We start from the raw sequence: 20,814 nt of genomic DNA on the forward strand, positions 1-20,814 counted from the left end.
ACCGAAGAGAGAGCCATGTCCCAAATCACCGCCGCGGACGTCAAGAAGCTCCGCGACCTCACCGGCGCCGGCATGATGGACAGCAAGAAGGCGCTGACCGAGGCCGAGGGCGACTTCGACAAGGCCGTCGAGATCCTGCGCGTCAAGGGCGCCAAGGATGTCGGCAAGCGGGCTGGCCGTACGGCCGCGAACGGCCTGGTCGCCCACTCCGGCAAGGCACTGCTCGAGCTCAACTGCGAGACCGACTTCGTCGCCAAGACCGAGTCGTTCATCGCGCTGGGCCAGCAGCTGGTCGAGCACGGTGAGCGCGCCGGCGTGAACTCCGCCGAGGAGCTGCTCGCCACCGAGCTGGACGGCAAGGTCATCGCGGACCTGATCCAGGAGCAGTCCGCCAAGATCGGCGAGAAGCTGGTGCTCAACCGGTTCGCCCGGGTCGAGGGCACCACCGCCGTCTACCTGCACCGCAAGGCCCAGGACCTGCCGCCGGCGGTTGGCGTGCTGGTGTCGTACACCGGCAAGACCGACGAGGCCGGCGACGCCGACGCCCGTGGTGTGGCCATGCAGATCGCCGCGATGCGGCCGAAGTACCTCACCCGGGACGAGGTTCCGGCTGAGGTCGTCGAGTCCGAGCGGCGCATCGCCGAGCAGACCGCCCGCGAGGAGAACAAGCCCGAGGCGGCTCTGCCGAAGATCATCGAGGGTCGGGTGAACTCCTTCTTCAAGGACTTCGTCCTGATCGAGCAGTCGTCCGTCTCTGACAACAAGAAGTCGGTGAAGCAGCTGCTGGCCGAGGCCGGCATCGAGGTCACCCGCTTCGTGCGGTTCGAGGTCGGCCAGGCCTGAGCCGCCACCGGGCGCCGCTGGCGCCCGTGGGCAGGAGACATCAACGAGGAGGCCGCCGGTGTACGTGACAGGCACCGCGGCCTCCTCGTCACATAGGGTCGGCAGCGGCAGGTTCGCGGTACGCGCCGCACGGGGCGTGCGCGTGGGGAAGGGCGGGGCGGATGACGCAGGTTGTGAGTGACCGGACGCTGGAGCTGGACGATCCGACGGCACCGCCGCCGGGACGTGCCCGCCGGGTGGTGCTGAAGCTCTCCGGTGAGGTCTTCGGTGGCGGCGCGATCGGCGTCGACCCGGACGTCGTCCAGGCCATCGCCCGGCAGATCGCCACAGTGGTCCGCCGCGGCGTGCAGGTCTCCGTGGTGGTCGGCGGCGGCAACTTCTTCCGAGGCGCGGAGCTGCAGAAGCGTGGGATGGACCGGGCCCGCGCCGACTACATGGGCATGCTCGGCACCGTGATGAACTGCCTCGCGCTCCAGGACTTCCTGGAGAAGGAAGGCATCGAGACCCGGGTGCAGAGCGCCATCACGATGGCCCAGGTCGCCGAGCCGTACATCCCGCTGCGGGCCATCCGGCACCTGGAGAAGGGCCGCGTGGTCATCTTCGGCGCCGGTGCCGGGATGCCGTACTTCTCCACCGACACGGTGGCCGCTCAGCGGGCGCTGGAGATCCGGGCCGACGTGGTGCTGATGAGCAAGAACGGCGTGGACGGCGTCTACACCGCCGACCCGCGGATCGACCCCACCGCCAGCAAACTCGACTCGATCACCTTCTCCGAGGTGCTGCGCCGCAACCTGCGGGTGGCCGACGCGGCGGCTTTCAGCCTCTGCATGGAGAACGGCCTGCCGATGCTGGTCTTTGGTGCGCAGGGTGACGACACCATCATCCGCGCGGTGGGTGGCGACAAGATCGGCACCCTGATCACCGCCTGAGTCCCGCCGACGGCGACGGCGACAGCGGTCTGACGACTTTCAGCAGAGCCCACCACGAGCACAGAAGGAGGCGAGGAGACCGGTGATCGACGACACCCTCCTCGAGGCCGAGGAAAAGATGGAGCGTGCGGTTGAGCACGCGAAGGAGGAGTTCGGCGCCATCCGTACCGGTCGCGCCAACGCCGCCATGTTCTCCAAGGTCATCATCGACTACTACGGCACGCCCACGCCGCTGACGCAGATGGCGTCCATCGCGGTGCCCGAGCCGCGGATGGCCATCATCAAGCCGTACGACAACTCGCAGATCAACGCGATGGAGAAGGCGATCCGCGACTCGGACCTCGGGGTGAACCCGAACAACGAGGGCAACCAGCTGCGCATCCTGCTCCCGCAGATGACCGAGGAACGCCGCCGCGACATGATCAAGGTGGCTCGGCACAAGGGCGAGGAGGCCAAGGTGGCGATCCGCAACGTCCGCCGCCGTGGCAAGGAAGAGCTGGACCGGATCGTCAAGGACGGCGAGGCTGGCGAGGACGACGGTCGCCGCGCCGAGAAGGAACTCGACGACCTGACCCAGCGGTACGTGGCCAACATCGACGACCTGGTGAAGCACAAGGAAACTGAGCTGCTCGAGGTGTGACCCATGCTCCGAGGCCCGTTCCCGACGTCGGGAACGGGCCTCGTTCCATAGGTCAGCAGGGGATCCAGACGGTCCTGGTGCTCTCGGCGAACTGCTCGCCGGTGTTGAAGTCGCGCAGCGAGAAGTGGGCGGTGGCCCGACCGGGGTGCAGCGCCGGAGCGATCCGGGCGAACGCCATCCCGAGGTCGACGGTGCCGCCGTCGCAGAGGATCTCGCCGGCGCCGTGTCCCCCGGTGGCCCAGAGGGTCGGCAGGCCGTCCTGCACCAGCGAGGCCGACATGAGGACGATGCCGGCCGGGCAGCGCCGGGCGGTGGCGGTGACCCCTGCTGCCGGGTACGTCACTCCCGGCTCGCCGAGGGGCGGCTCGAACGGGAACAGCTCGCTGGTGTGGCGGTCGATGGTGATCCTGGTCCGTGCCGTGGTGGCGGCGGCCGGTGACCCTGCTCCCAGGACCATGGCGGCCACCGTCAACACCGCGAGACCGAACTTGAACATGTGAGTGCCCTTCCCCCGTTCCGGAGCGCGGGCTGGCGCCAGCGCGGCACCAGCGGACCACGCCGGGCGCGTTCGCTCAGTACTCGATCGCGCACCGGACGAGTCGGATCGACGGCTGCGGATTGCCTGCGGTCTGCCGTACCGGATGGGTGTGCGTCGCTGGCCGGTGGCCTGGCGGCGCCGGGTGGCGTCCGTGGGCGTGCCTCGTCCGCCGTGCCGATCCGGCGTGTGCAGTAGGCTCGGCAGGATTCCCGGCCACCGGGTGGTGAACACCGGGGATCGACCGACCGTCGGGGCGGTCAATCGGAGGAACATCGCACGTGTAGGGGATGCTTGTGGTCTTGCGTCATGTGGTGGTTCTCGTGCCGCGTCGCGGTGCGTGATGTCCCACCCCGACCCCTACGGCAGCGAGCCTCGCGGCTGGGACCGGCCGGAGCGCCCGGTGCCGCTGCCCTGGCCGGACCAGGAGCTGGAGGCCGGCCAGTGGAGCCGCCGTCCGGCCGCCGGCCCTGAGCTGTACGCCGACCCGCACGCCCGGCCGTACGCGGACCCGCACCCCGCGGACCCGTACGACGAGCGTGGCCGCCCGGTCCGCCCGGACGACCGCGACCGGCACGACCGCTTCGACGACCGCGACCGGCACGATCGTTTCGACGACCGCAACCAGCCCGACCGGTACGACGACCGGGGTCGCGGTGACCGCTACCCGGACCGACCTCCCGCGGGCGACGGTCCGCCCAGTTACGACGGCCCGGACGGTGGGCGTTTCGACGAGCCGAGCCGCCTCGACGGCCCTCCCATCCGCTTCGACGACCCGGGGTACCCGACCGAGCAGCTCGCGCCCGTGCGGGCCGAGGTGGTGCCGGACGAGGCTCCGACAACCGGTCGACGGTCGAAGGGGCGACGTCGGGCCAGCCTCGACCGACCGGCCACCCAGCAGCTGGGCACCGGGCGGGCCGGGCGCAACCTTCCCGCGGCGATCGGGGTCGGGCTCGGCCTCGGCGCGCTCATCGTGGTGCCGCTGGTCTTCTATCCGTTGGCCTTCCTGCCGGTGATCGCCGCCGCTGTCGCCATCGGCATCTGGGAGATGGCCCGCGCGGTACGACGCAGCGGCGCGCACCCACCGCTGGTGCCACTGATCGCCGGTGGCGTGTTGACAGTGGGGCTGGCCTGGTACGCCGGCCCGGACGCGCTCAGCCTGGGGCTGCTGGTCACCGTGCTGGGCACCATGATCTGGCGGTTGGGTGATGGGCCGGCCGGCTTCCAGCGGGACCTCACCGCGGCCACCCTGATCGCCGTCTACGTGCCGTTCCTCGCCGGTTTCGCGGCGCTGCTGGCGGCGGCCCCCGACGATGGGCGCCTGCGCATCCTGGCCACGCTGATCGGGGTGGTCCTCTCCGACACCGGTGGGTACGCGGCGGGGGTCTCCTTCGGCCGCCACCCGATGGCCCCGTCGATCAGCCCGAAGAAGTCCTGGGAGGGCTTCGCCGGCTCGGTCACCGCGGCGGCCCTGGGCGGCGCGTTGCTGCTGTGGCTGATGTTCGAGGTGGCCCCCTGGTGGGGTGCGCTGTTCGGGGTGGCCGTCTCCTGCGCCGCGGTCCTCGGCGACCTGGCCGAGTCGATGATCAAGCGGGATCTCGGTGTCAAGGACATGAGCAACCTGCTGCCCGGCCACGGCGGTCTGATGGACCGGCTGGACTCGATCCTGTTCGCGGTGCCGACGGCCTACCTGCTGTTGGCGGTCCTCGTTCCGGTGGTGAACTGAGGTATGAATCACGGCGACCAGGCCATCCGGCTCCGGCGGTCGCGGCCCGTTCGACACCTCCGGACCGGCAGCCGCCGCCGAAGGCGTGACACACTGGACCAGCCATGACGAGCCTGCCCTTGATCCCCGCCATCTCGGTCGCCCCCGCCGCGCGCCGGGCCTCCATGCCCCCTCAGCACCTCGCTGACCTGGACCTGGCCGGCCGCCAGGCGTTGGTCACCGGGCTGGGTGAGCCGGCCTTCCGCGCCAAGCAGGTCTCCAACCACTACTTCGGGCGGTTGGTCCGCGACCCGCAGGCGATGACCGATCTGCCCGCGGCGACCCGGGAGCGGCTGGCTGACCAGTTGCTGCCGACGTTGCTCAACCCGGTGCGCGAGCTGGCCTGCGATGACGGCGCGACCCGCAAGGCGCTCTGGCGGCTGCACGACGGTGCGCTGGTGGAGAGCGTGCTGATGGGTTATCCGGACCGGGTGACCGTCTGCATCTCCAGCCAGGCGGGATGCGGCATGGCCTGTCCGTTCTGCGCGACCGGCCAGGCCGGGTTGACCCGCAACCTGTCGACGGCGGAGATCGTCGACCAGGCGGTGTACATGGCCGGAGTGGCGGCCTCCGGCGTGGTCGCCGGTTCCCCGCCGAGGCTGTCGCGCGTCGTCTTCATGGGCATGGGCGAGCCGCTGGCCAACTACAACCGGGTGATCGCGGCGATCCGTCGGCTGGTCAGCCCGGCCCCGGAGGGGCTCGGCCTGTCCCAGCGGCACATCACCGTTTCCACGGTCGGCCTGGTTCCGGCCATCCACCGACTGGCCAGCGAAGACCTCTCAGTGACCCTTGCGTTGTCGTTGCACGCGCCCGATGATGATCTGCGCGACGAACTCGTGCCGGTAAACCAGCGCTGGAAGGTAGCCGAGGTGCTGGACGCAGCGTGGGACTACGCCGCCCGGACGGGCCGCCGCGTGTCGATCGAGTACGCGATGATCAAGGACGTGAACGACCAGCCGTGGCGAGCCGACCTGCTCGGGCGGCTGCTGGCCGGCAAATTGGCCCACGTGAACCTCATTCCGCTCAATCCGACGCCGGGCAGCCGCTGGGACGCGAGCCCGAAGCCGGTCGAGCGGGAGTTCGTCCGGCGGTTGCGCGACGCCGGGGTGTCCACCACAGTTCGGGACACCCGAGGTCGCGAGATCGACGGCGCGTGTGGCCAGCTTGCCGCCGCCGAAGACAACGACACCAACACCGACCGCGCCGGAGAGGCACCGGCGTGACCGGGCGTGGCGAACGAGACCAGGAGACATAGTGGCGAGTCAGGGTCAGCGTTTCCGGCGCAAGGCGCTCCGCCGGGGATACAAGGTCGACGAGGTGGATGCCTTCCTCGACCGGGTCGAGGCGACGCTCGACGGCCGACAGGTCGGCGCCCCGGTGGCCTCCCAGGAGGTCCATGACGTCGTCTTCCGGGTCCGCTTCAACGGCTACGACGAGTGGCAGGTCGACCTTCACCTGGACCGGGTCGAGCGGCAGCTGGCCGAGCTGGAGGAGCGCAACACCGCCGGGCGCGGTGGCGACCCCCGGATGGGTGACCGGATGGGCCCACCGGACCGGATGGGTCCGCCGATGCGTGATGACCGGGGCATGGTTCCGCAGCCGATGCCGCCCCGGCCGATGCCCGCGCAGGCCGGCCCGCCCTATGGCCGCTACGACGAGCCGACCGGTGCCTTCGCCGGCGGGTACGACGCCCCCCGCGGCGGTGGTTACGACGCGCCCCGTGGACCGGCCGGCCCTCCGATGGGTCCCGGTGGCCCGATGGGCCCCGGCCCGATGGGTGGCCACGGCATGCCGCAGCGCGGCCTTCCCGCCGGCCCCAGCGGGTACGGCCCCCCGGACGACCAGCGCTCACCCGGTGGCTACGGCCCGGATGATCAGCGTGGCGGGTACGGCCCCGACGACCAGCGCGCGCCCGGCGGTTATCCGCCGCCGCCGGAGGAGCCGCGCTTCGACGGCTTCGAGGCCGGGCGGCACGGCCGCGCCGACATGACGGCCGAGATCCGGATGCCGGAGCGGGATCTGCGCGACATGCGCCGTGGTCCGGCCGGTCCGCCTCCGCTGCCGCAGCAGGGCATGGGTGGTCCGCCGATGGCCGGCCCGCCCGCGGTGGCCGGCCCGCCGATGGGTGGCCCGCCGATGGGTGGTCCCCCGATGGCCGGTCCGCCCGGCAGCGACCTGTACCGGGTCGACCAGATCCGTCGTAGCTTCCAGGTGCGCCGGTTCGGCAGCGGGTACGACCCCGACCAGGTGGACCGGTTCTTCGACACCCTGCTCGGTGGCATGCAGCGCCGCAACCCGATGCCGGTCGACCCGAAGGACCTGGACACGCTCCGGTTCGGCCTGGTGCCGGGTGGCTACTTCGAGGCCGAGGTCGACGCCGCGCTCAAGGACGTGCAGGACATCCTCTTCGGGCGCTGACCCCGACGCGATACGGACGAGGGCCCGTCCCCCAGGTGGGGGCGGGCCCTCGGCGTACGTCGGCCGGTCGTCCGGCGGTGGGTCGGGTCAGGAGCGCAGGCCGCTGCGCCGCAACACGACGTCGCCGATCACGATGATCAGCAGCAGCGCGGCCAGGCCGATCAGCCAGATGTCCTCGACCCTGCCCTCGTGGTTGCCGCAGATCATCGCCAGCAGCGCCAGTGCGGACAGCACGGCGCCGATCTGCCCGGCCTTGCGGTGCCCGGGCTTGTGCTGGTCTGGCGACGTTACCGGCTCGCTTCCTGCCACTGTCGGTCCTTCCCTCGCGATCGGATCTTTGGTTAGTCTGGCACGCCTCGTGCGCGGTGCGGTGGGGTGGGGGTTTCCTGGCCATCGGCCCCGCCCCACCTGGGCTGGACGGCACTACCGGCGTCGCGGGGCGGCGGTCAGACTCGCTCCGGTAGCGTTTGGCGTACACCTGATTGTCTGTTTGAGGGGGACTGTGCGGTGCGAGTGACCGGAACCGGGCACGCCAGCATGCGGATCGACACGGCCGCGGGCAGCATCCTGTGCGACCCGTGGGTCAACCCGGCCTACTTCGCGTCGTGGTTCCCGTTCCCGGACAATTCTCTGCTGGACTGGGAGAGCCTGGGTCAGGTCGACTACCTGTACGTCTCCCACCTGCACCGGGACCACTTCGACGCGAAGCACCTGCGCGACTTCGTCTCCAAGGACGCCACGGTCCTGCTCCCCGAGTTCCCCACCTCGGAGATGGAGGACGAGTTCCGGGCGCTGGGATTCACCAAGTTCCTGAAGGCGCCCAACGAGCAGGTGGTGGAGCTGCCCGGCGGCCTGAAGATCATGATTCAGGCGTTGACCAGCCCGACCGACGGGCCGATCGGCGACTCCTCGCTCTGGGTCGAGTACGAGGGTGTGCGGCTGCTCAACCAGAACGACGCCCGCCCCACCGACCTGAGCGTCTTCGCCGAACTGGGGCACGTGCACGCGCACCTGCTCCAGTTCTCCGGTGCGATCTGGTACCCGATGGTCTACGAACTGCCGCAGGCGGCGAAGACCGCGTTCGGCAAGCAGAAGCGTGACCGGCAGTTCGACCGGACCTGGCGCTACATCGACGACCTGAAGGCGTCGCACGTCTTCCCGATCGCCGGGCCGCCGTGCTTCCTCGACGACGCCCTGTGGCAGTTCAACGACATCCACGGCGACGAGGGCAACATCTTCCCCGACCAGTCCGTCTTCCTGTCGGAGTACGCCAAGGTCGGCGGCACCAACGGGATCGTGCTGCTGCCGGGCAGCGTCGCCGAGGTCACCACGGACGGCGCGAGCACCACCCACCCGGTGCCGGTGCAGGAGTTCTTCGCGAACAAGGTCGCGCACCTGGAGGAGATGCGGGAGCGCAAGCGCCCGATCATCGAGGCGGAGAAGGCGTCCTGGCGGCACCCCGAGGTGGACGTGCTCGGCGAGATGAAGCGTCGGATCGAGCCGCTGCTCGACGAGTCGATCTACCTGGCCAAGGGGGTCGGCGGCCCGGTCCGTTTCGACCTGGTGGGTTATGACGGCGAGAGCGTCGAGTCGATCGTGGTGGACTTCCCCGGCAAGGAGGTCCGGCCGTACGCGGACGAGAAGGTGCGCTACCGGTTCCGCACCGAGCGGTCGCTGATCGAGCACCTGCTCTTCATCGACGAGGTGGACTGGGTCAACTCGCTCTTCCTGTCCTGCCGGTTCTCGGCGGCCCGGATCGGCCAGTACAACGAGTTCGTCTACGCGTTCTTCAAGTGCCTCTCCGAGGAGCGGCTCCAGTACGCCGAGGGCTGGTACGACGAGCACGAACGCAGCACCGACGCCGAGGACATCACGTTGGGCGACTGGGTGGTGCAGCGGCGGTGCCCGCACCTGAAGGCGGACCTGACCCGCTTCGGCATCGTCGACGGTGACCAGCTCACCTGCCAGTTGCACGGCTGGCGGTTCGACCTGCCCAGCGGACGCTGCCTGACGAGCGTCGGCCACAAGGTGAGAGCCCACCGTGTAGACGCGGAAACCCCCGCCCCCGCCGGCGAGGCAGTGATCTGAACCCCTCACCACCGCGATCTTGCACTTGCTGTTGCGACAAAGCGGGGCATATGACCCATAGCGACGTCCGTAAGTGCAAGATCGCGGGAGTCTGGGTTAGCGGGCCAGGTCGGTGAGGATGCGGCGGGCGGCGTTGTGGCCGGCCGCGCCGATGACGCTGCCGGCCGGGTGGCAGCCGGCGCTGCCGGCGTACACACCGTCGACGCCGGTGGCGTAGGGCATCCGGTCGGTGAACGAGACGGTGTTGTCGACGTGGTGGATGTGCCCGCCGGTGATGCCGAAGTGCTCCTCGATGCCGGGCGGCGGCAGGGGCACCGCGTCGGCGATCAGGTCGGCGGTGCCGGGGGCGTACCGCTCGACGATCCCCAGCAGCCGGTCGACGTAGCCGGGCAGCTCCGCGTCCCAGGTGGTGCCGGCCAGCTCGTAGGGGACGGACTGCACGAAGAGCGCCGACGAGTGGTGCCCGGCGGCGTCGGAGAGCGACGGGTCGACGGTGGTGTGCAGGTACCACTCGATGGTGGGCTCCGCCGGCAGGAGGCCGGCCTGCACGTCCGCCCACATGGCGCGCAGCGCGGTCATCGGCGACGCCTCCGCCCCGCCGACCAGCGACGCCGACCCGGGCAGCAGGTGGATGGTGGAGCCGAACGGGCTCGGCGTGCCGTCCGGCAGGCAGGAGAACCGGGGCAGCCCGGTGAGCGCCAGGTTGAGCTTGAGGGTGGTGCCGGGCCGGCGGACCGCCGCCATCCGTTCGCCGAGCCGCGCCGGGAGCGCGCCGTCGGGCAACAGGTCCATCAACCGGTACGGGTCACACGCGCCGAGCACCACCCGGGCGGCGACCTCCCGACCGTCGGCCAGCACCACTCCGCTCGCCGCGCCGCCGTCCACTGTCACCGCGTGCACCGGCGTACCGGTCAGGATGGTCGCTCCGGCGGCGCTCGCGGCCTCGGCGAACGTCCGGGATACCGTGCCCATCCCACCCTCGGCGATCATCCAGGTGCCGCCGGAGCCGGGCAGTCGGCACATGTTGTGCACGAGGAAGTTGTGGCCGGTGCCGGGGTCGTCCGGGCCGGCGTTGAGCCCGGACAGGCCGTCGGTGACCGCGTACATGCTGACCAGCAGTTCGGAGCGGAACTCGAACCGGGCCAGGTAGTCGGCCACGGAGCCCTGCACGAGGTCGACGAAGACCTGGCGCAGCGCCGGGCGGACGTGCCGCTCGGCGGTCTCCTCAACGCTCAGCGGCTCGGCCAGCCAGGCCGGGGCGAGGTCTTCCCGCAGCGCGGCCAGCTCGGCCTGCATGGCGTCGTCGGCGGCCACGTCGGCGGGGGAGAAGAACTCGGCGAGCTGCGCCCGGGTGGCGGCGGTGTCACTGCCGAAGAGCAGGTACGGCGAGCCGAGGCCACCCGGGGTGGGCAGGAAGTAGTGCGGGTCGCGGCGCAGCACCGGGATCCGGACGTCGAGCGTGGCGAGCAGTTCCGGGGGCATCAGCCCGAGCAGGTACGAGCCGGTGGAGTGGCGCAGCCCCGGCACCTTCGGGAACGGGCTCTCGGTACGGGTCGCGCCGCCGATCACGTCGGCGGCCTCCAGCACGAGGACGTCCAGGCCGGCCCGGGCCAGCAGGACCGCGGAGACCAGACCGTTGTGCCCGGCACCGACGATCACGACGTCGGTGCGGGCCGGAATCTCACTGCTCATGCCGCGGCAGCCTAGTCCGCCCCACCGAACCGGTCACCCCTTCCGCTATCTGCTTCACCCATCCCGCCCTCCTGATCACCCGGCCTCGGGGTTGGGGTTCGTGCGCCAGTGGGAGAGGGCCAGGGTGGCGGAGTAGCCGGCCAGGACGATCACGTGGAACAGGTAGAGCCAGAGGAGGACGGCCACGCCGCCGCCGATCTCGTCGAAGCCGCCGAAGGGCACTCCCAGGTCCAGCGGGAGCGAGGCGAAGAGCACGAAGCCGTGCAGGAAGCCGGAGAGGTTCGCCGCGGTGAACGACCCGACCCCGAGGGTGGAGAGCCAGTCCGGTGAGGCCGGCCCGACGACCCGGAACACCCACACCAGCACCGGTGTGAGCACCAGCCAGACCGCCAGGAACGACAGCACCACGCCGAGCACACCGAGCCAACCGCCCTGGCGTACGAGACGGGTGGTGAGCGGGAGCGCCAGCAGGATCGACAGCAGCAGCGCGGGGGCTGGCGCGAGCAGTGGCAGCAGCAGGAGCCGGCCCCGCCAGCCGACCAGGTGCTCGTCGGAGCGGGGCGCGGCCACCGAGACGAACGCCCGGCGCAGGCCCTCGCCGTACAGCGAGGCGGGCAGCAGGGAGGCCAGCGCCAGCAGCGGGGTCAACCCCACCCCGGCTTCGACCAGCGCCTCCACCGCCCGGGGCGCGCCGATCGCGGTGGGCAGGGCCTCCACGGCGTACGAGGTGAGCCGGCGTACCCGGTCGGCCCCGGCCACCAGTGCGGTGAGCCAGATCGCCAGCAGGGCGACCGGCACCACGGCGATCGCCCCGTAGAAGGTGATCGCGGCGGCGTGCAGCGACAGGTCCCGTCCGCGCACCGGACGGAACGCGGCACTGGTGATCCGTTTCGCGCGCTGCCATCCGTTGCCCATCGGGTCCTCCTTCCCTGTCGTCGCGGCCGTCACTCCTTAAGATCGCCGGTCATGACTGTTCTCACCACCGAACGCCTCATCCTGCGTGACTGGACCGACGATCCGGCCGATCTGGCCCGGATCTACGACATCTACCGTCGCCCGGAGATCGCCCGTTGGCTGGCCGTGTCGTCGGGGATGCCGATGACGGACCCGGCCCAGGCCGTCGAGCGGCTGCGCATCTGGCAGGACCGGCACGCCGACGACGGTGGCCGGTACGGCACCTGGGCGGTCGAGGTACGCGAGACCGGTCAGGTGGTGGGCACGGCGCTGCTCAAGCCGCTGCCCGGCCGGGACGAGGCGGTGCGTACCGAGGACATCGAGACGGGCTGGCACCTGCATCCGGACTCGTGGGGTCACGGCTACGCCACCGAGGCCGCTCGTGTGCTGCTGGACCGGGAGTTCGCCACCGGTACCCGGGAGATCTACGCGGTCGTGTCGCCGGGCAACGAGCCGTCGATGGCTGTCGCTCGGAGGCTGGGCATGAAGCATGTGGGCCAGCGCACCGACTGGTACGGCGGGGAACTGCTGGAGACCTTCGTGCTGACGGCACCAGATGCCTGATCGTTCCCGCACGACCTGACGCAAGATCCGCACAACTTCGGGGAAGGTGTGGCCTCCAGCCGTCGGGAGGCGGCACCTTCCCCGAAATTGTGGGCAGGTCGGCACGGGTGGCGGCCGTCAGGGCAGACAAGTCCATCAATAGTCACGGTGGTCGAAGTGTTGACGCTCCCGTAGCACGTCAGTAACCTTTGGGCCAAAGTAACGCAAGATTTGGACAAAGGCATGCACGTTCTGCGCATGCTCTCGGAAGATTCAACGGGCCTCCTGGGGAGGCCCGTTGATGGTCGTACCCATCTGGTGTTTCCAGGACGAGCGGCGCCCCCGCGCCGCCCGTACCACCCCGTCTCTCTCGACACCGGCCCTCTCGCGTCGGCCGGCGCTGCACCGCCGCACCCCCACCCCGTGGTCCAGCCACCGCGGCAACCGTCCCCCGACGACAAGGACAGTGATGAGACGAACGAATCTGTTCAGGATGGTGGCGGCCACGGCCGCCGCCGCGCTGATCGCCACGGCCGGGGCGACCGCCGTCGCGAACCCGGCCGCCGCCGCCCGCCCGGCCGACCCCGCGGCCGCCCCGAGCGCCGGCTTCGCCCCGGCGGCCACCAACCTCGCCCAGGGCCGTCCCACCCAGGAGAGCGGCCACGCCGACGTCTACGACTCGTCGAAGGTCGTCGACGGCAACGCGGGCAGCTACTGGGAGAGCGTCAACAACGCCTTCCCGCAGTGGGTGCAGGTCGATCTCGGCTCATCGCAGAGCGTCAACCAGGTCGTACTGAAGCTGCCGACCAGCGGTTGGGGGACCCGGACGCAGACGCTGAGCGTGCGAGGCAGCACCAACGGTTCGTCCTTCACCGACCTGGTCGGGTCGCAGACGTACACCTTCAACCCGGCGAGCGGCAGCGCCGTCACGATCAACTTCAGCTCGACCTCCACCCGCTACGTCCGGATCACCATCACCGCCAACAGCGGCTGGCCGGCCGGGCAGCTCTCCGAACTGGAGGTGTACGGCAGCGGCGGCACCACCCCCGACACCACAGCGCCGAGCGTCCCCGGCAACCTCTCGTACACCCAGTCGGGCACCACCATCACCCTCAACTGGGTCGCCTCCACCGACAACGCGGGCGGCAGCGGCATCGCCGGCTACGACGTCTACCGCAACGGCGCGTTCCTCCAGTCCATCGGCAACGTGACCACCTTCAACGACACCCAGCCCGCCACGGCGACCGTGTCGTACCACGTCCGCGCCCGCGACGCCGCCGGCAACCTCTCCGGCAACAGCAACACGGTGACCCGCACCGGCAGTGGTGACAGCACCGCGCCGAGCGTCCCGGGGACGCTGTCGCACAGCACGTCGGGCAGCACGATCACGCTCACCTGGGGGGCCTCCACCGACTCCGGTGGCAGCGGGCTCGCCGGCTACAACGTCTACCGGGGCGGCAGCCTGATCGCGACGCTGGGCACCGTCCTCACCTACCAGGACACCCAACCGGCGACGGCTACCGTGTCGTACTACGTCCGCGCCCGCGACGGCGCCGGCAACCTCTCCGGCAACAGCAACACCGTCACCCGGACTGGCAGCAACCCGCCCGCCTGCACCAACGTGGCGCAGGGCAAGAGCATGACGGCGAGCGGCTCCACCTTCAGCTTCACCCCGGACAAGGCGAACGACGGGCAGCTCACCACCTACTGGGAGGGTGCGGCGAGCTACCCGCAGAACCTGACCGTGGCGCTGGGCGCGAACCACTCCATCTCCGGCGTCACCGTGAAGCTCAACCCGGACCCGGCCTGGGGCACCCGCACCCAGACCATCCAGGTCCTCGGCCGCGACCAGGCGTCGTCCTCGTACACCAGTCTGGTGTCGGCGGCGGCCTACCAGTTCGCCCAGGGCACCAACCTGGTGACCATTCCCGTCAGCGCGACCACCGCGGACGTTCAGTTGCGGTTCACCGGCAACACCGGTGCCCCGTCCGGCCAGGTGGCCGAGCTTGAGGTGTGCGGCACCCCGGCACCCAACCCGGACCTGGTCGTCAACTCGGTGACCTGGTCGCCCTCGTCGCCCAGCGAGGTCTCCCCGGTCACCCTCTCGGCCGTGGTGCAGAACATCGGGTCCGCCACCGCCGGTGCGACCACTGTGAACTTCAGCCTGGCCGGCGCGGTCGTCGGCAGCGCCTCGGTGGGCACGCTCGCCGCGGGCGCCTCGACCACCGTGTCGTTCAACGCCGGTACGCGGCCGATGGGCAGCTACGCCGTCTCGGCGGTGGTCGACCCGGCGAACACGATCGTCGAGCAGAACAACGGCAACAACAGCCGCACCGCGGCGTCGCCGCTGGTGGTTGCGCAGGCACCGGGCCCCGACCTCCAGGTGCTCAGCATCGCCTCCAACCCGCCGAACCCGGCCGTCGGGGCGTCCGTCACCTTCACCGTGACGGTCCGCAACCGGGGCACCACCGCGACCGGCGCGACCACTGTCACCCGGCTGGTGGCGGGCAGCACCACGCTCAACACCAACACCGCCTCCATCGCCGCCGGCGCGACGGTCACCGTGGCCGTCAGCGGTAGCTGGACCGCCACCAGCGGCGGCGCCACCATCACCGCAACCGCCGACGCCACCAACGTTGTCGCCGAGACCAACGAGACCAACAACGCGTTCAGCCAGTCGATCGTGGTTGGTCGTGGGGCCGCCGTCCCGTACGTCTCCTACGAGGCGGAGGCCGGCCGTTACCAGGGCACGCTGCTGGAGGCCGACCCGCTGCGCACCTTCGGGCACACCAACTTCGCCAGCGAGTCCTCGGGTCGCAAGTCGGTACGACTCGCCAGCACCGGCCAGTTCGTCGAGTTCACCTCGGCCAACCAGGCCAACTCCATCGTGGTGCGTAACTCCATCCCGGACGCGCCCGGTGGCGGCGGCATCGAGGCGACAATCAGCCTCTACGTCAACGACGTCTTCTCCCGGAAGTTGACCCTGTCGTCGAAGCACAGCTGGCTCTACGGCAACACCGACGGGCCGGAGGCGCTGACCAACACCCCGCAGGCCGACGCCCGGCGGCTCTTCGACGAGTCGAACGCGCTGCTGGCGCAGTCGTACCCGGCCGGCACCCGGTTCAAGTTGCAGCGCGACTCGGGTGACACCGCCTCCTTCTACGTCATCGACATGATCGATCTGGAGCAGGTGGCGCCGGCGGCGAGCCAGCCGGCCGGTTGCACCTCGATCACCTCGTACGGTGCGGTCCCGAACGACGGGCTCGACGACACCGCCGCCATCCAGCGGGCGGTGACCGACGACCAGAACGGTGTCATCAGCTGCGTCTGGATCCCCGCCGGGCAGTGGCGGCAGGAACAGAAGATCCTGACCGACGACCCGCTGAACCGGGGCATGCACAACCAGGTCGGCATCAGCAACGTCACGATCCGGGGCGCCGGCATGTGGCACTCGCAGCTCTACACGCTGACCGAGCCGCAGAACGTGGTGGGCGGCATCAACCACCCGCACGAGGGCAACTTCGGCTTCGACATCGACAAGAACACCCAGATCTCCGACATCGCCATCTTCGGCTCGGGCCGGATCCGCGGTGGTGACGGCAACGCCGAGGGCGGCGTCGGTCTGAACGGGCGCTTCGGCACCGGCACGAAGATCAGCAACGTCTGGATCGAGCACGCCAACGTGGGCGTCTGGGTGGGCCGCGACTACGACAACATCCCCGACCTGTGGGGGCCGGCCGACGGGCTGGACTTCAGCGGCATGCGGATCCGCAACACGTACGCCGACGGCATCAACTTCAGCAACGGCACGCGTAACTCGCGGGTGTTCAACTCGTCCTTCCGCACCACCGGTGACGACGCGCTCGCCGTCTGGGCCAACCCGTACGTCAAGGACCGCAACGTCGACATCGCGCACGACAACCACTTCGTCAACAACACCATCCAGCTGCCCTGGCGGGCCAACGGCATCGCCATCTACGGCGGCTACGACAACTCGATCGAGAACAACCTGATCTACGACACCGCCAACTACCCGGGCATCATGCTGGCGACCGACCACGACCCTCTGCCGTTCTCCGGCACGACGCTGATCGCCAACAACGGCCTCTACCGCACCGGCGGCGCGTTCTGGAACGAGGACCAGGAATTCGGTGCCATCACCCTCTTCCCGGCCACCAGGGACATCGTCGGAGTCACCATCCGTGACACCGACATCATCGACTCCACCTACGACGGCATCCAGTTCAAGAACGGTGGCGGCAACATGCCGAACGTCGCCATCACCAACGTGCGGATCGACAGGTCCGTCAACGGTGCCGGCATCCTCGCGATGAGCGGCGCGCGCGGCAACGCCAACCTGACCAACGTGACGATCACGAACTCGGCCGACGGCAACATCGTCATCCAGCCGGGCTCGCAGTTCGTCATCAACGGCGGCTGACCCGGACCGGGGGCCGCTCCGGCGGCCCCCGGTCGACGACCACGCTTGATCAACACGGTTTCAGTGAAGTCGGGGTGTCCGGGGCATGCGGACGCCCCGACTTCCGTAAGCCCGAGTCGATCATCGCCGGGAGCGCCAGCGGAAGCGTCGGAGGGGGAGGGCTGAGGCTCCCAGCGGGCGTGCAGCGGGGGTGGGGAAGAATGGCCGGGTGACTTTCCCCCGCGACCTTGTTCTGCTCGGGTCCACCGGCTCGATCGGCACCCAGGCCATCGACATCGTCCGGCGCAACCCGGACCGGTTCCGGGTGGTCGCCGTGGGTGCCGGCGGCGGCAACGTCGAGCTGCTCGCCGCGCAGGCTCTCGAACTGGGCGTCGAGGCGGTCGGGGTGGCGAAGGCGTCCGCCGCGCAGGACCTGCAACTCGCGTTCTACGCCGAGGCGAGCCGGCGCGGGTGGGCCACCGGTGACTTCAAGCTTCCCAAGATCGTGGCCGGCCCGGACGCCATGACCGAGCTGGCCCAGTGGCCGTGCGACATCGTGCTCAACGGGGTGGTCGGCTCGCTGGGCCTCGCTCCTACGCTGGCCGCGCTGCGCGGTGGTCGTACTCTCGCGTTGGCCAACAAGGAGTCGCTCGTGGCCGGCGGCCCGCTGGTCAAGGCCGCTGTGACGCGGCCGGGGCAGATCGTGCCGGTCGACTCGGAGCACACGGCGTTGGCCCAGTGCCTGCGCTCGGGCTCGCGCCCGGAGGTGCGCCGGCTGATCGTCACGGCCAGTGGCGGCCCGTTCCGGGGCCGGAGCCGCGACGAGTTGACGCAGGTCACACCCGAGCAGGCCCTCGCACACCCGACCTGGAACATGGGCAAGGTCATCACGATCAACTCGGCCACCATGGTCAACAAGGCCCTCGAGGTGATCGAGGCGCACGAGTTGTTCGACGTGCCCTATGCCGACATCACCGTGATGGTGCACCCGACGTCGGTGATCCACTCGATGGTCGAGTTCGTCGACGGGTCGACGATCGCCCAGGCCAGCCCACCGGACATGCGGTTGCCCATCGCGGTCGCACTCGGCTGGCCGGACCGGGTGCCCGGAGCTGCCGCCGGGGTGGACTGGACCGCCTCGCACACCTGGGAGTTCGCCCCGCTGGACGACGTGGCGTTCCCGGCCGTCGCCCTGGCCAAGGCCGCCGGGGAGGCCGGGCGCTGCCGGCCGGCGATCTACAACGCGGCGAACGAGGAGTGCGTGGCCGCGTTCGTGGCGGGCCGGCTGCCGTTCCTCGGCATCGTCGACACCCTCGAACGGGTGTTGGAGGAGGCTCCGGACTTCGACGAACCAGGTACCGTCGAGGACGTGCTCGCGGCCGAGTCGTGGGCACGCGCGCACGCGCAGGAGATCATCGCGGGTTCGGTGGAAGGAGCTTGATGTCGTACCTGCTCGGGGTGGTCCTCTTCGCCCTGGCCATTCTCATCTCGGTGAGCCTGCACGAGGCGGGTCACATGGTGACCGCCAAGGCGTTCGGGATGAAGGTCACGAGATTCTTCGTCGGTTTCGGCCCCACCATCTGGTCGTTCCGCCGGGGTGAGACGGAGTACGGCCTCAAGGGAATCCCCCTCGGCGGCTTCTGCAAGATCGTCGGGATGACGCCACAGGACGACGATGTCGAGCCGGGCGACGAGTCGCGCGTGATGTGGCGCTACCCCGTCTGGAAGCGGACGATCGTGATGGCCGCCGGGTCGATCACGCACTTCGCGCTCGCCCTGGTCACGATCTGGATCCTCGCCGTCTCCGCCGGCCTGCCCAACCCCGACTTCCCGACCACCGACGCGCAGGCCCGCCAGGAGCCCGCCGTCATCCAGCTCAGTGAGTGCGTGGTTCCGGAGAACGCGGTGCGGGCGTGCACCCCCGCCGACGCGGCCAGCCCGGCCGCCCAGGCGCAACTGCGCAACGGGGACCGGATCACCTCGGTCAACGGCACCCAGATCAACTCCTACGGCGACCTGCTCACTACGCTGCGCGGGCTCAAGCCGGGCGAAACCGCGCAGATCGCATACGTCCGCGACGGGCAGCCGGGCACCACCAGCACGGTGCTCGCGCAGACCCAGCGTCCGCCGCTGAACGACCCCAACGGCGCCGCCGCGCCGGTGGCCGCGCTCGGCGTCGGGCTCGTCCCCAGCACCCCAACCCGCGTGACGTACGGCCCGGTCGGCGCCTTCGGCGCCACCGCCGACTTCACCGGTCAACTGGCCGTCGGCACCGCCCAGGCGCTCCAGCGCCTCCCGCAGAAGGTTCCCGCCCTGTGGACCGCCCTCACCGGCGGCGAGCGGGACATCGACACCCCGATCAGTGTGGTCGGCGCGAGTCGACTCGGCGGCGAGGCGGTGGAGAACAACGCCTGGCTGGTCTTCTTCATGCTGTTCGTGTCGCTGAACTTCTTCATCGGCGTGTTCAACCTGCTGCCGCTGCTCCCGGTGGACGGCGGCCACATCGCCATCGCCTGGTTCGAACGGGCCCGCTCCTGGCTCTACGCGCGGATCGGCCGGGCCGACCCCGGCCGGGTGGACTACCTCAAACTGATGCCCTTCACGTACGCGGTGATCCTGATCGGCGGAGCGTTCACGCTGCTGACCATCGCCGCGGACGTCGTCAACCCCATCACGCTCTTCTCAAGGTGAGTGCCTGAAGTGACAGCTATCAGTCTCGGTATGCCCGCCGTGCCGCCCCCGCCGCTCGCTCCCCGTCGGGCCAGCCGCCAGATCATGGTCGGTTCGGTCCCGGTCGGTGGTGGTGCGCCGGTGTCCGTGCAGTCGATGACCACGACCCTCACCTCCGACATCAACGCGACCCTTCAGCAGATCGCCGAGCTGACCGCGTCCGGCTGCCAGATCGTCCGGGTGGCGGTGCCGTCCCAGGACGACGTCGAGGCGTTGCCCGCGATCGCCAAGAAGTCGCAGATCCCGGTGATCGCCGACATCCACTTCCAGCCCAAGTACGTCTTCGCCGCGATCGACGCCGGCTGTGCGGCGGTCCGGGTCAACCCGGGCAACATCCGGCAGTTCGACGACAAGGTCAAGGAGATCGCTCGTGCCGCGGGAGCGGCGGGGACGCCGATCCGGATCGGCGTCAACGCCGGGTCGCTGGACAAGCGCCTGCTGAGCAAGTACGGCAAGGCCACCGCCGAAGCGCTTGTCGAGTCGGCGCTGTGGGAGTGCTCGCTGTTCGAGGAGCACGGCTTCCGCGACATCAAGATCTCGGTCAAGCACAACGACCCGGTCGTGATGATCCGGGCGTACCGGCAGCTCGCCGAGCAGTGCGACTACCCGCTGCACCTCGGCGTCACCGAGGCCGGGCCGGCGTTCCAGGGCACCATCAAGTCGGCGGTCGCCTTCGGCGCGCTGCTGGCCGAGGGGATCGGCGACACGATCCGGGTGTCGCTGTCCGCCCCGCCGGTGGAGGAGATCAAGGTCGGCAACCAGATCCTGGAGTCCCTCGGTCTGCGCGAGCGGGGCCTGGAGATCGTCTCGTGCCCGTCCTGCGGGCGGGCCCAGGTCGACGTCTACAAGCTCGCCGAGGAGGTCACCGCCGGCCTGGAAGGGCTGCCGGTGCCGCTGCGGGTCGCCGTCATGGGCTGCGTGGTCAACGGTCCGGGCGAGGCCCGGGAAGCCGACCTCGGCGTCGCCTCCGGCAACGGCAAGGGCCAGATCTTCGTCAAGGGGCAGGTCGTCAAGACGGTGCCCGAGGCGCAGATCGTGGAGACGCTGATCGAGGAGGCGCTGCGGATCGCCGACGAGATGGGCGCCGAGCTCCCCGAGGAGCTGCGCGGGCTGGTCACCGGCCCGACCGTCACCGTTCACTGATTTTCCACTTGGAAAAGCGGCCGTTCCCCGTGTGGGGAACGGCCGCTGTGCGTTTGTGCTGATCTTGCGCTCTCGCGCTGTGCTGCCCGTGCCGTGCCGTGCTGCCCGTGCCGT

General features: G+C 70.2%; 16 protein-coding genes. 12 read left to right on the plus strand and 4 right to left on the minus strand.

Annotated elements, in window-relative coordinates:
- Window positions 1-15: 15 nt before the first annotated feature.
- From tsf to frr, 3 genes are all read left to right on the plus strand, one after another.
- A complete protein-coding gene (gene tsf, locus ACQRWP_RS01685; protein WP_387168164.1) occupies window positions 16-843 on the plus strand; it encodes a translation elongation factor Ts in 828 nt (275 codons plus the stop codon).
- Between the two features lie 161 nt (window positions 844-1,004).
- Window positions 1,005-1,772 carry a UMP kinase gene (gene pyrH / locus ACQRWP_RS01690; RefSeq protein ID WP_030335195.1) on the plus strand — a complete coding sequence of 256 codons (768 nt, stop codon included), beginning with the start codon at window positions 1,005-1,007 and terminating at the stop codon, window positions 1,770-1,772.
- Between the two features lie 82 nt (window positions 1,773-1,854).
- Window positions 1,855-2,412 carry a ribosome recycling factor gene (frr, locus tag ACQRWP_RS01695; protein ID WP_204943784.1) on the plus strand — a complete coding sequence of 186 codons (558 nt, stop codon included), beginning with the start codon at window positions 1,855-1,857 and terminating at the stop codon, window positions 2,410-2,412.
- Between the two features lie 52 nt (window positions 2,413-2,464).
- Here the strand turns inward: frr and ACQRWP_RS01700 are convergent, their stop codons facing one another.
- Window positions 2,465-2,908, minus strand: coding sequence for a hypothetical protein (locus tag ACQRWP_RS01700; RefSeq protein ID WP_430500498.1), 444 nt, complete (start codon window positions 2,906-2,908; stop codon window positions 2,465-2,467).
- 382 nt (window positions 2,909-3,290) lie between these two features.
- Between ACQRWP_RS01700 and ACQRWP_RS01705 the strand changes: the two genes are divergently transcribed.
- From ACQRWP_RS01705 to ACQRWP_RS01715, 3 genes are all read left to right on the plus strand, one after another.
- Window positions 3,291-4,673 (plus strand): phosphatidate cytidylyltransferase, encoded by a 1,383-nt coding sequence (locus tag ACQRWP_RS01705; RefSeq protein ID WP_430500499.1) that lies wholly within the window; start codon window positions 3,291-3,293, stop codon window positions 4,671-4,673.
- Window positions 4,674-4,777: 104 nt separating this feature from the next.
- Window positions 4,778-5,935, plus strand: coding sequence for a 23S rRNA (adenine(2503)-C(2))-methyltransferase RlmN (gene rlmN, locus ACQRWP_RS01710; RefSeq protein ID WP_091400305.1), 1,158 nt, complete (start codon window positions 4,778-4,780; stop codon window positions 5,933-5,935).
- A gap of 31 nt (window positions 5,936-5,966) precedes the next feature.
- Window positions 5,967-7,130, plus strand: a complete 1,164-nt coding sequence (locus tag ACQRWP_RS01715) for a DivIVA domain-containing protein (RefSeq protein ID WP_430500500.1) — start codon at window positions 5,967-5,969, stop codon at window positions 7,128-7,130.
- A gap of 87 nt (window positions 7,131-7,217) precedes the next feature.
- Here ACQRWP_RS01715 and ACQRWP_RS01720 read toward each other — a convergent pair whose 3' ends face one another.
- Complete coding sequence (locus ACQRWP_RS01720; protein ID WP_091400308.1) at window positions 7,218-7,439, minus strand: DUF2631 domain-containing protein; 222 nt, start codon at window positions 7,437-7,439, stop codon at window positions 7,218-7,220.
- A 198-nt stretch (window positions 7,440-7,637) separates the two neighbouring features.
- Here ACQRWP_RS01720 and ACQRWP_RS01725 point away from each other — a divergent pair, with 198 nt between their 5' ends.
- Window positions 7,638-9,218 (plus strand): Rieske 2Fe-2S domain-containing protein, encoded by a 1,581-nt coding sequence (locus ACQRWP_RS01725; RefSeq protein ID WP_430500501.1) that lies wholly within the window; start codon window positions 7,638-7,640, stop codon window positions 9,216-9,218.
- 96 nt (window positions 9,219-9,314) lie between these two features.
- On the opposite strand, the gene ACQRWP_RS01730 is transcribed toward ACQRWP_RS01725, so the two are convergent.
- Both ACQRWP_RS01730 and ACQRWP_RS01735 read right to left on the minus strand, forming a co-directional pair.
- Window positions 9,315-10,910, minus strand: coding sequence for a phytoene desaturase family protein (locus tag ACQRWP_RS01730; protein WP_430500502.1), 1,596 nt, complete (start codon window positions 10,908-10,910; stop codon window positions 9,315-9,317).
- A gap of 75 nt (window positions 10,911-10,985) precedes the next feature.
- Window positions 10,986-11,825 carry a YhjD/YihY/BrkB family envelope integrity protein gene (locus tag ACQRWP_RS01735; protein ID WP_430500503.1) on the minus strand — a complete coding sequence of 280 codons (840 nt, stop codon included), beginning with the start codon at window positions 11,823-11,825 and terminating at the stop codon, window positions 10,986-10,988.
- Window positions 11,826-11,876: 51 nt separating this feature from the next.
- Here ACQRWP_RS01735 and ACQRWP_RS01740 point away from each other — a divergent pair, with 51 nt between their 5' ends.
- From ACQRWP_RS01740 to ispG, 5 genes are all read left to right on the plus strand, one after another.
- Complete coding sequence (locus ACQRWP_RS01740) at window positions 11,877-12,428, plus strand: GNAT family N-acetyltransferase (RefSeq protein ID WP_430500504.1); 552 nt, start codon at window positions 11,877-11,879, stop codon at window positions 12,426-12,428.
- 448 nt (window positions 12,429-12,876) lie between these two features.
- A complete protein-coding gene (locus ACQRWP_RS01745) occupies window positions 12,877-16,848 on the plus strand; it encodes a CARDB domain-containing protein (RefSeq protein WP_430500505.1) in 3,972 nt (1,323 codons plus the stop codon).
- Window positions 16,849-17,056: 208 nt separating this feature from the next.
- Complete coding sequence (gene dxr / locus ACQRWP_RS01750) at window positions 17,057-18,268, plus strand: 1-deoxy-D-xylulose-5-phosphate reductoisomerase (RefSeq protein WP_430500506.1); 1,212 nt, start codon at window positions 17,057-17,059, stop codon at window positions 18,266-18,268.
- Entirely contained in the window at window positions 18,268-19,518 is a 1,251-nt protein-coding gene (locus tag ACQRWP_RS01755) for a M50 family metallopeptidase (protein ID WP_430500507.1), read from the plus strand. The genes dxr and ACQRWP_RS01755 overlap by 1 nt, the downstream gene beginning before the upstream one ends.
- A gap of 9 nt (window positions 19,519-19,527) precedes the next feature.
- Complete coding sequence (ispG, locus tag ACQRWP_RS01760) at window positions 19,528-20,700, plus strand: flavodoxin-dependent (E)-4-hydroxy-3-methylbut-2-enyl-diphosphate synthase (protein WP_210787026.1); 1,173 nt, start codon at window positions 19,528-19,530, stop codon at window positions 20,698-20,700.
- Window positions 20,701-20,814: the final 114 nt, after the last annotated feature.

The organism is Micromonospora trifolii (assembly GCF_050516465.1).
Classification (GTDB): Bacteria; Actinomycetota; Actinomycetes; order Mycobacteriales; family Micromonosporaceae; genus Micromonospora; species Micromonospora trifolii.

Coding starts and splice junctions, on each gene's coding strand:
- ACQRWP_RS01735 (WP_430500503.1), bottom strand. CDS start 11,825: ATGGGCAACGGATGGCAGCGCGCGAAACGGATCACCAGTGCCGCGTTC.
- ACQRWP_RS01730 (WP_430500502.1), bottom strand. CDS start 10,910: ATGAGCAGTGAGATTCCGGCCCGCACCGACGTCGTGATCGTCGGTGCC.
- pyrH (WP_030335195.1), top strand. CDS start 1,005: ATGACGCAGGTTGTGAGTGACCGGACGCTGGAGCTGGACGATCCGACG.
- ACQRWP_RS01740 (WP_430500504.1), top strand. CDS start 11,877: ATGACTGTTCTCACCACCGAACGCCTCATCCTGCGTGACTGGACCGAC.
- rlmN (WP_091400305.1), top strand. CDS start 4,778: ATGACGAGCCTGCCCTTGATCCCCGCCATCTCGGTCGCCCCCGCCGCG.
- ACQRWP_RS01745 (WP_430500505.1), top strand. CDS start 12,877: ATGAGACGAACGAATCTGTTCAGGATGGTGGCGGCCACGGCCGCCGCC.
- ACQRWP_RS01755 (WP_430500507.1), top strand. CDS start 18,268: ATGTCGTACCTGCTCGGGGTGGTCCTCTTCGCCCTGGCCATTCTCATC.
- ACQRWP_RS01700 (WP_430500498.1), bottom strand. CDS start 2,908: ATGTTCAAGTTCGGTCTCGCGGTGTTGACGGTGGCCGCCATGGTCCTG.
- tsf (WP_387168164.1), top strand. CDS start 16: ATGTCCCAAATCACCGCCGCGGACGTCAAGAAGCTCCGCGACCTCACC.
- ACQRWP_RS01705 (WP_430500499.1), top strand. CDS start 3,291: ATGTCCCACCCCGACCCCTACGGCAGCGAGCCTCGCGGCTGGGACCGG.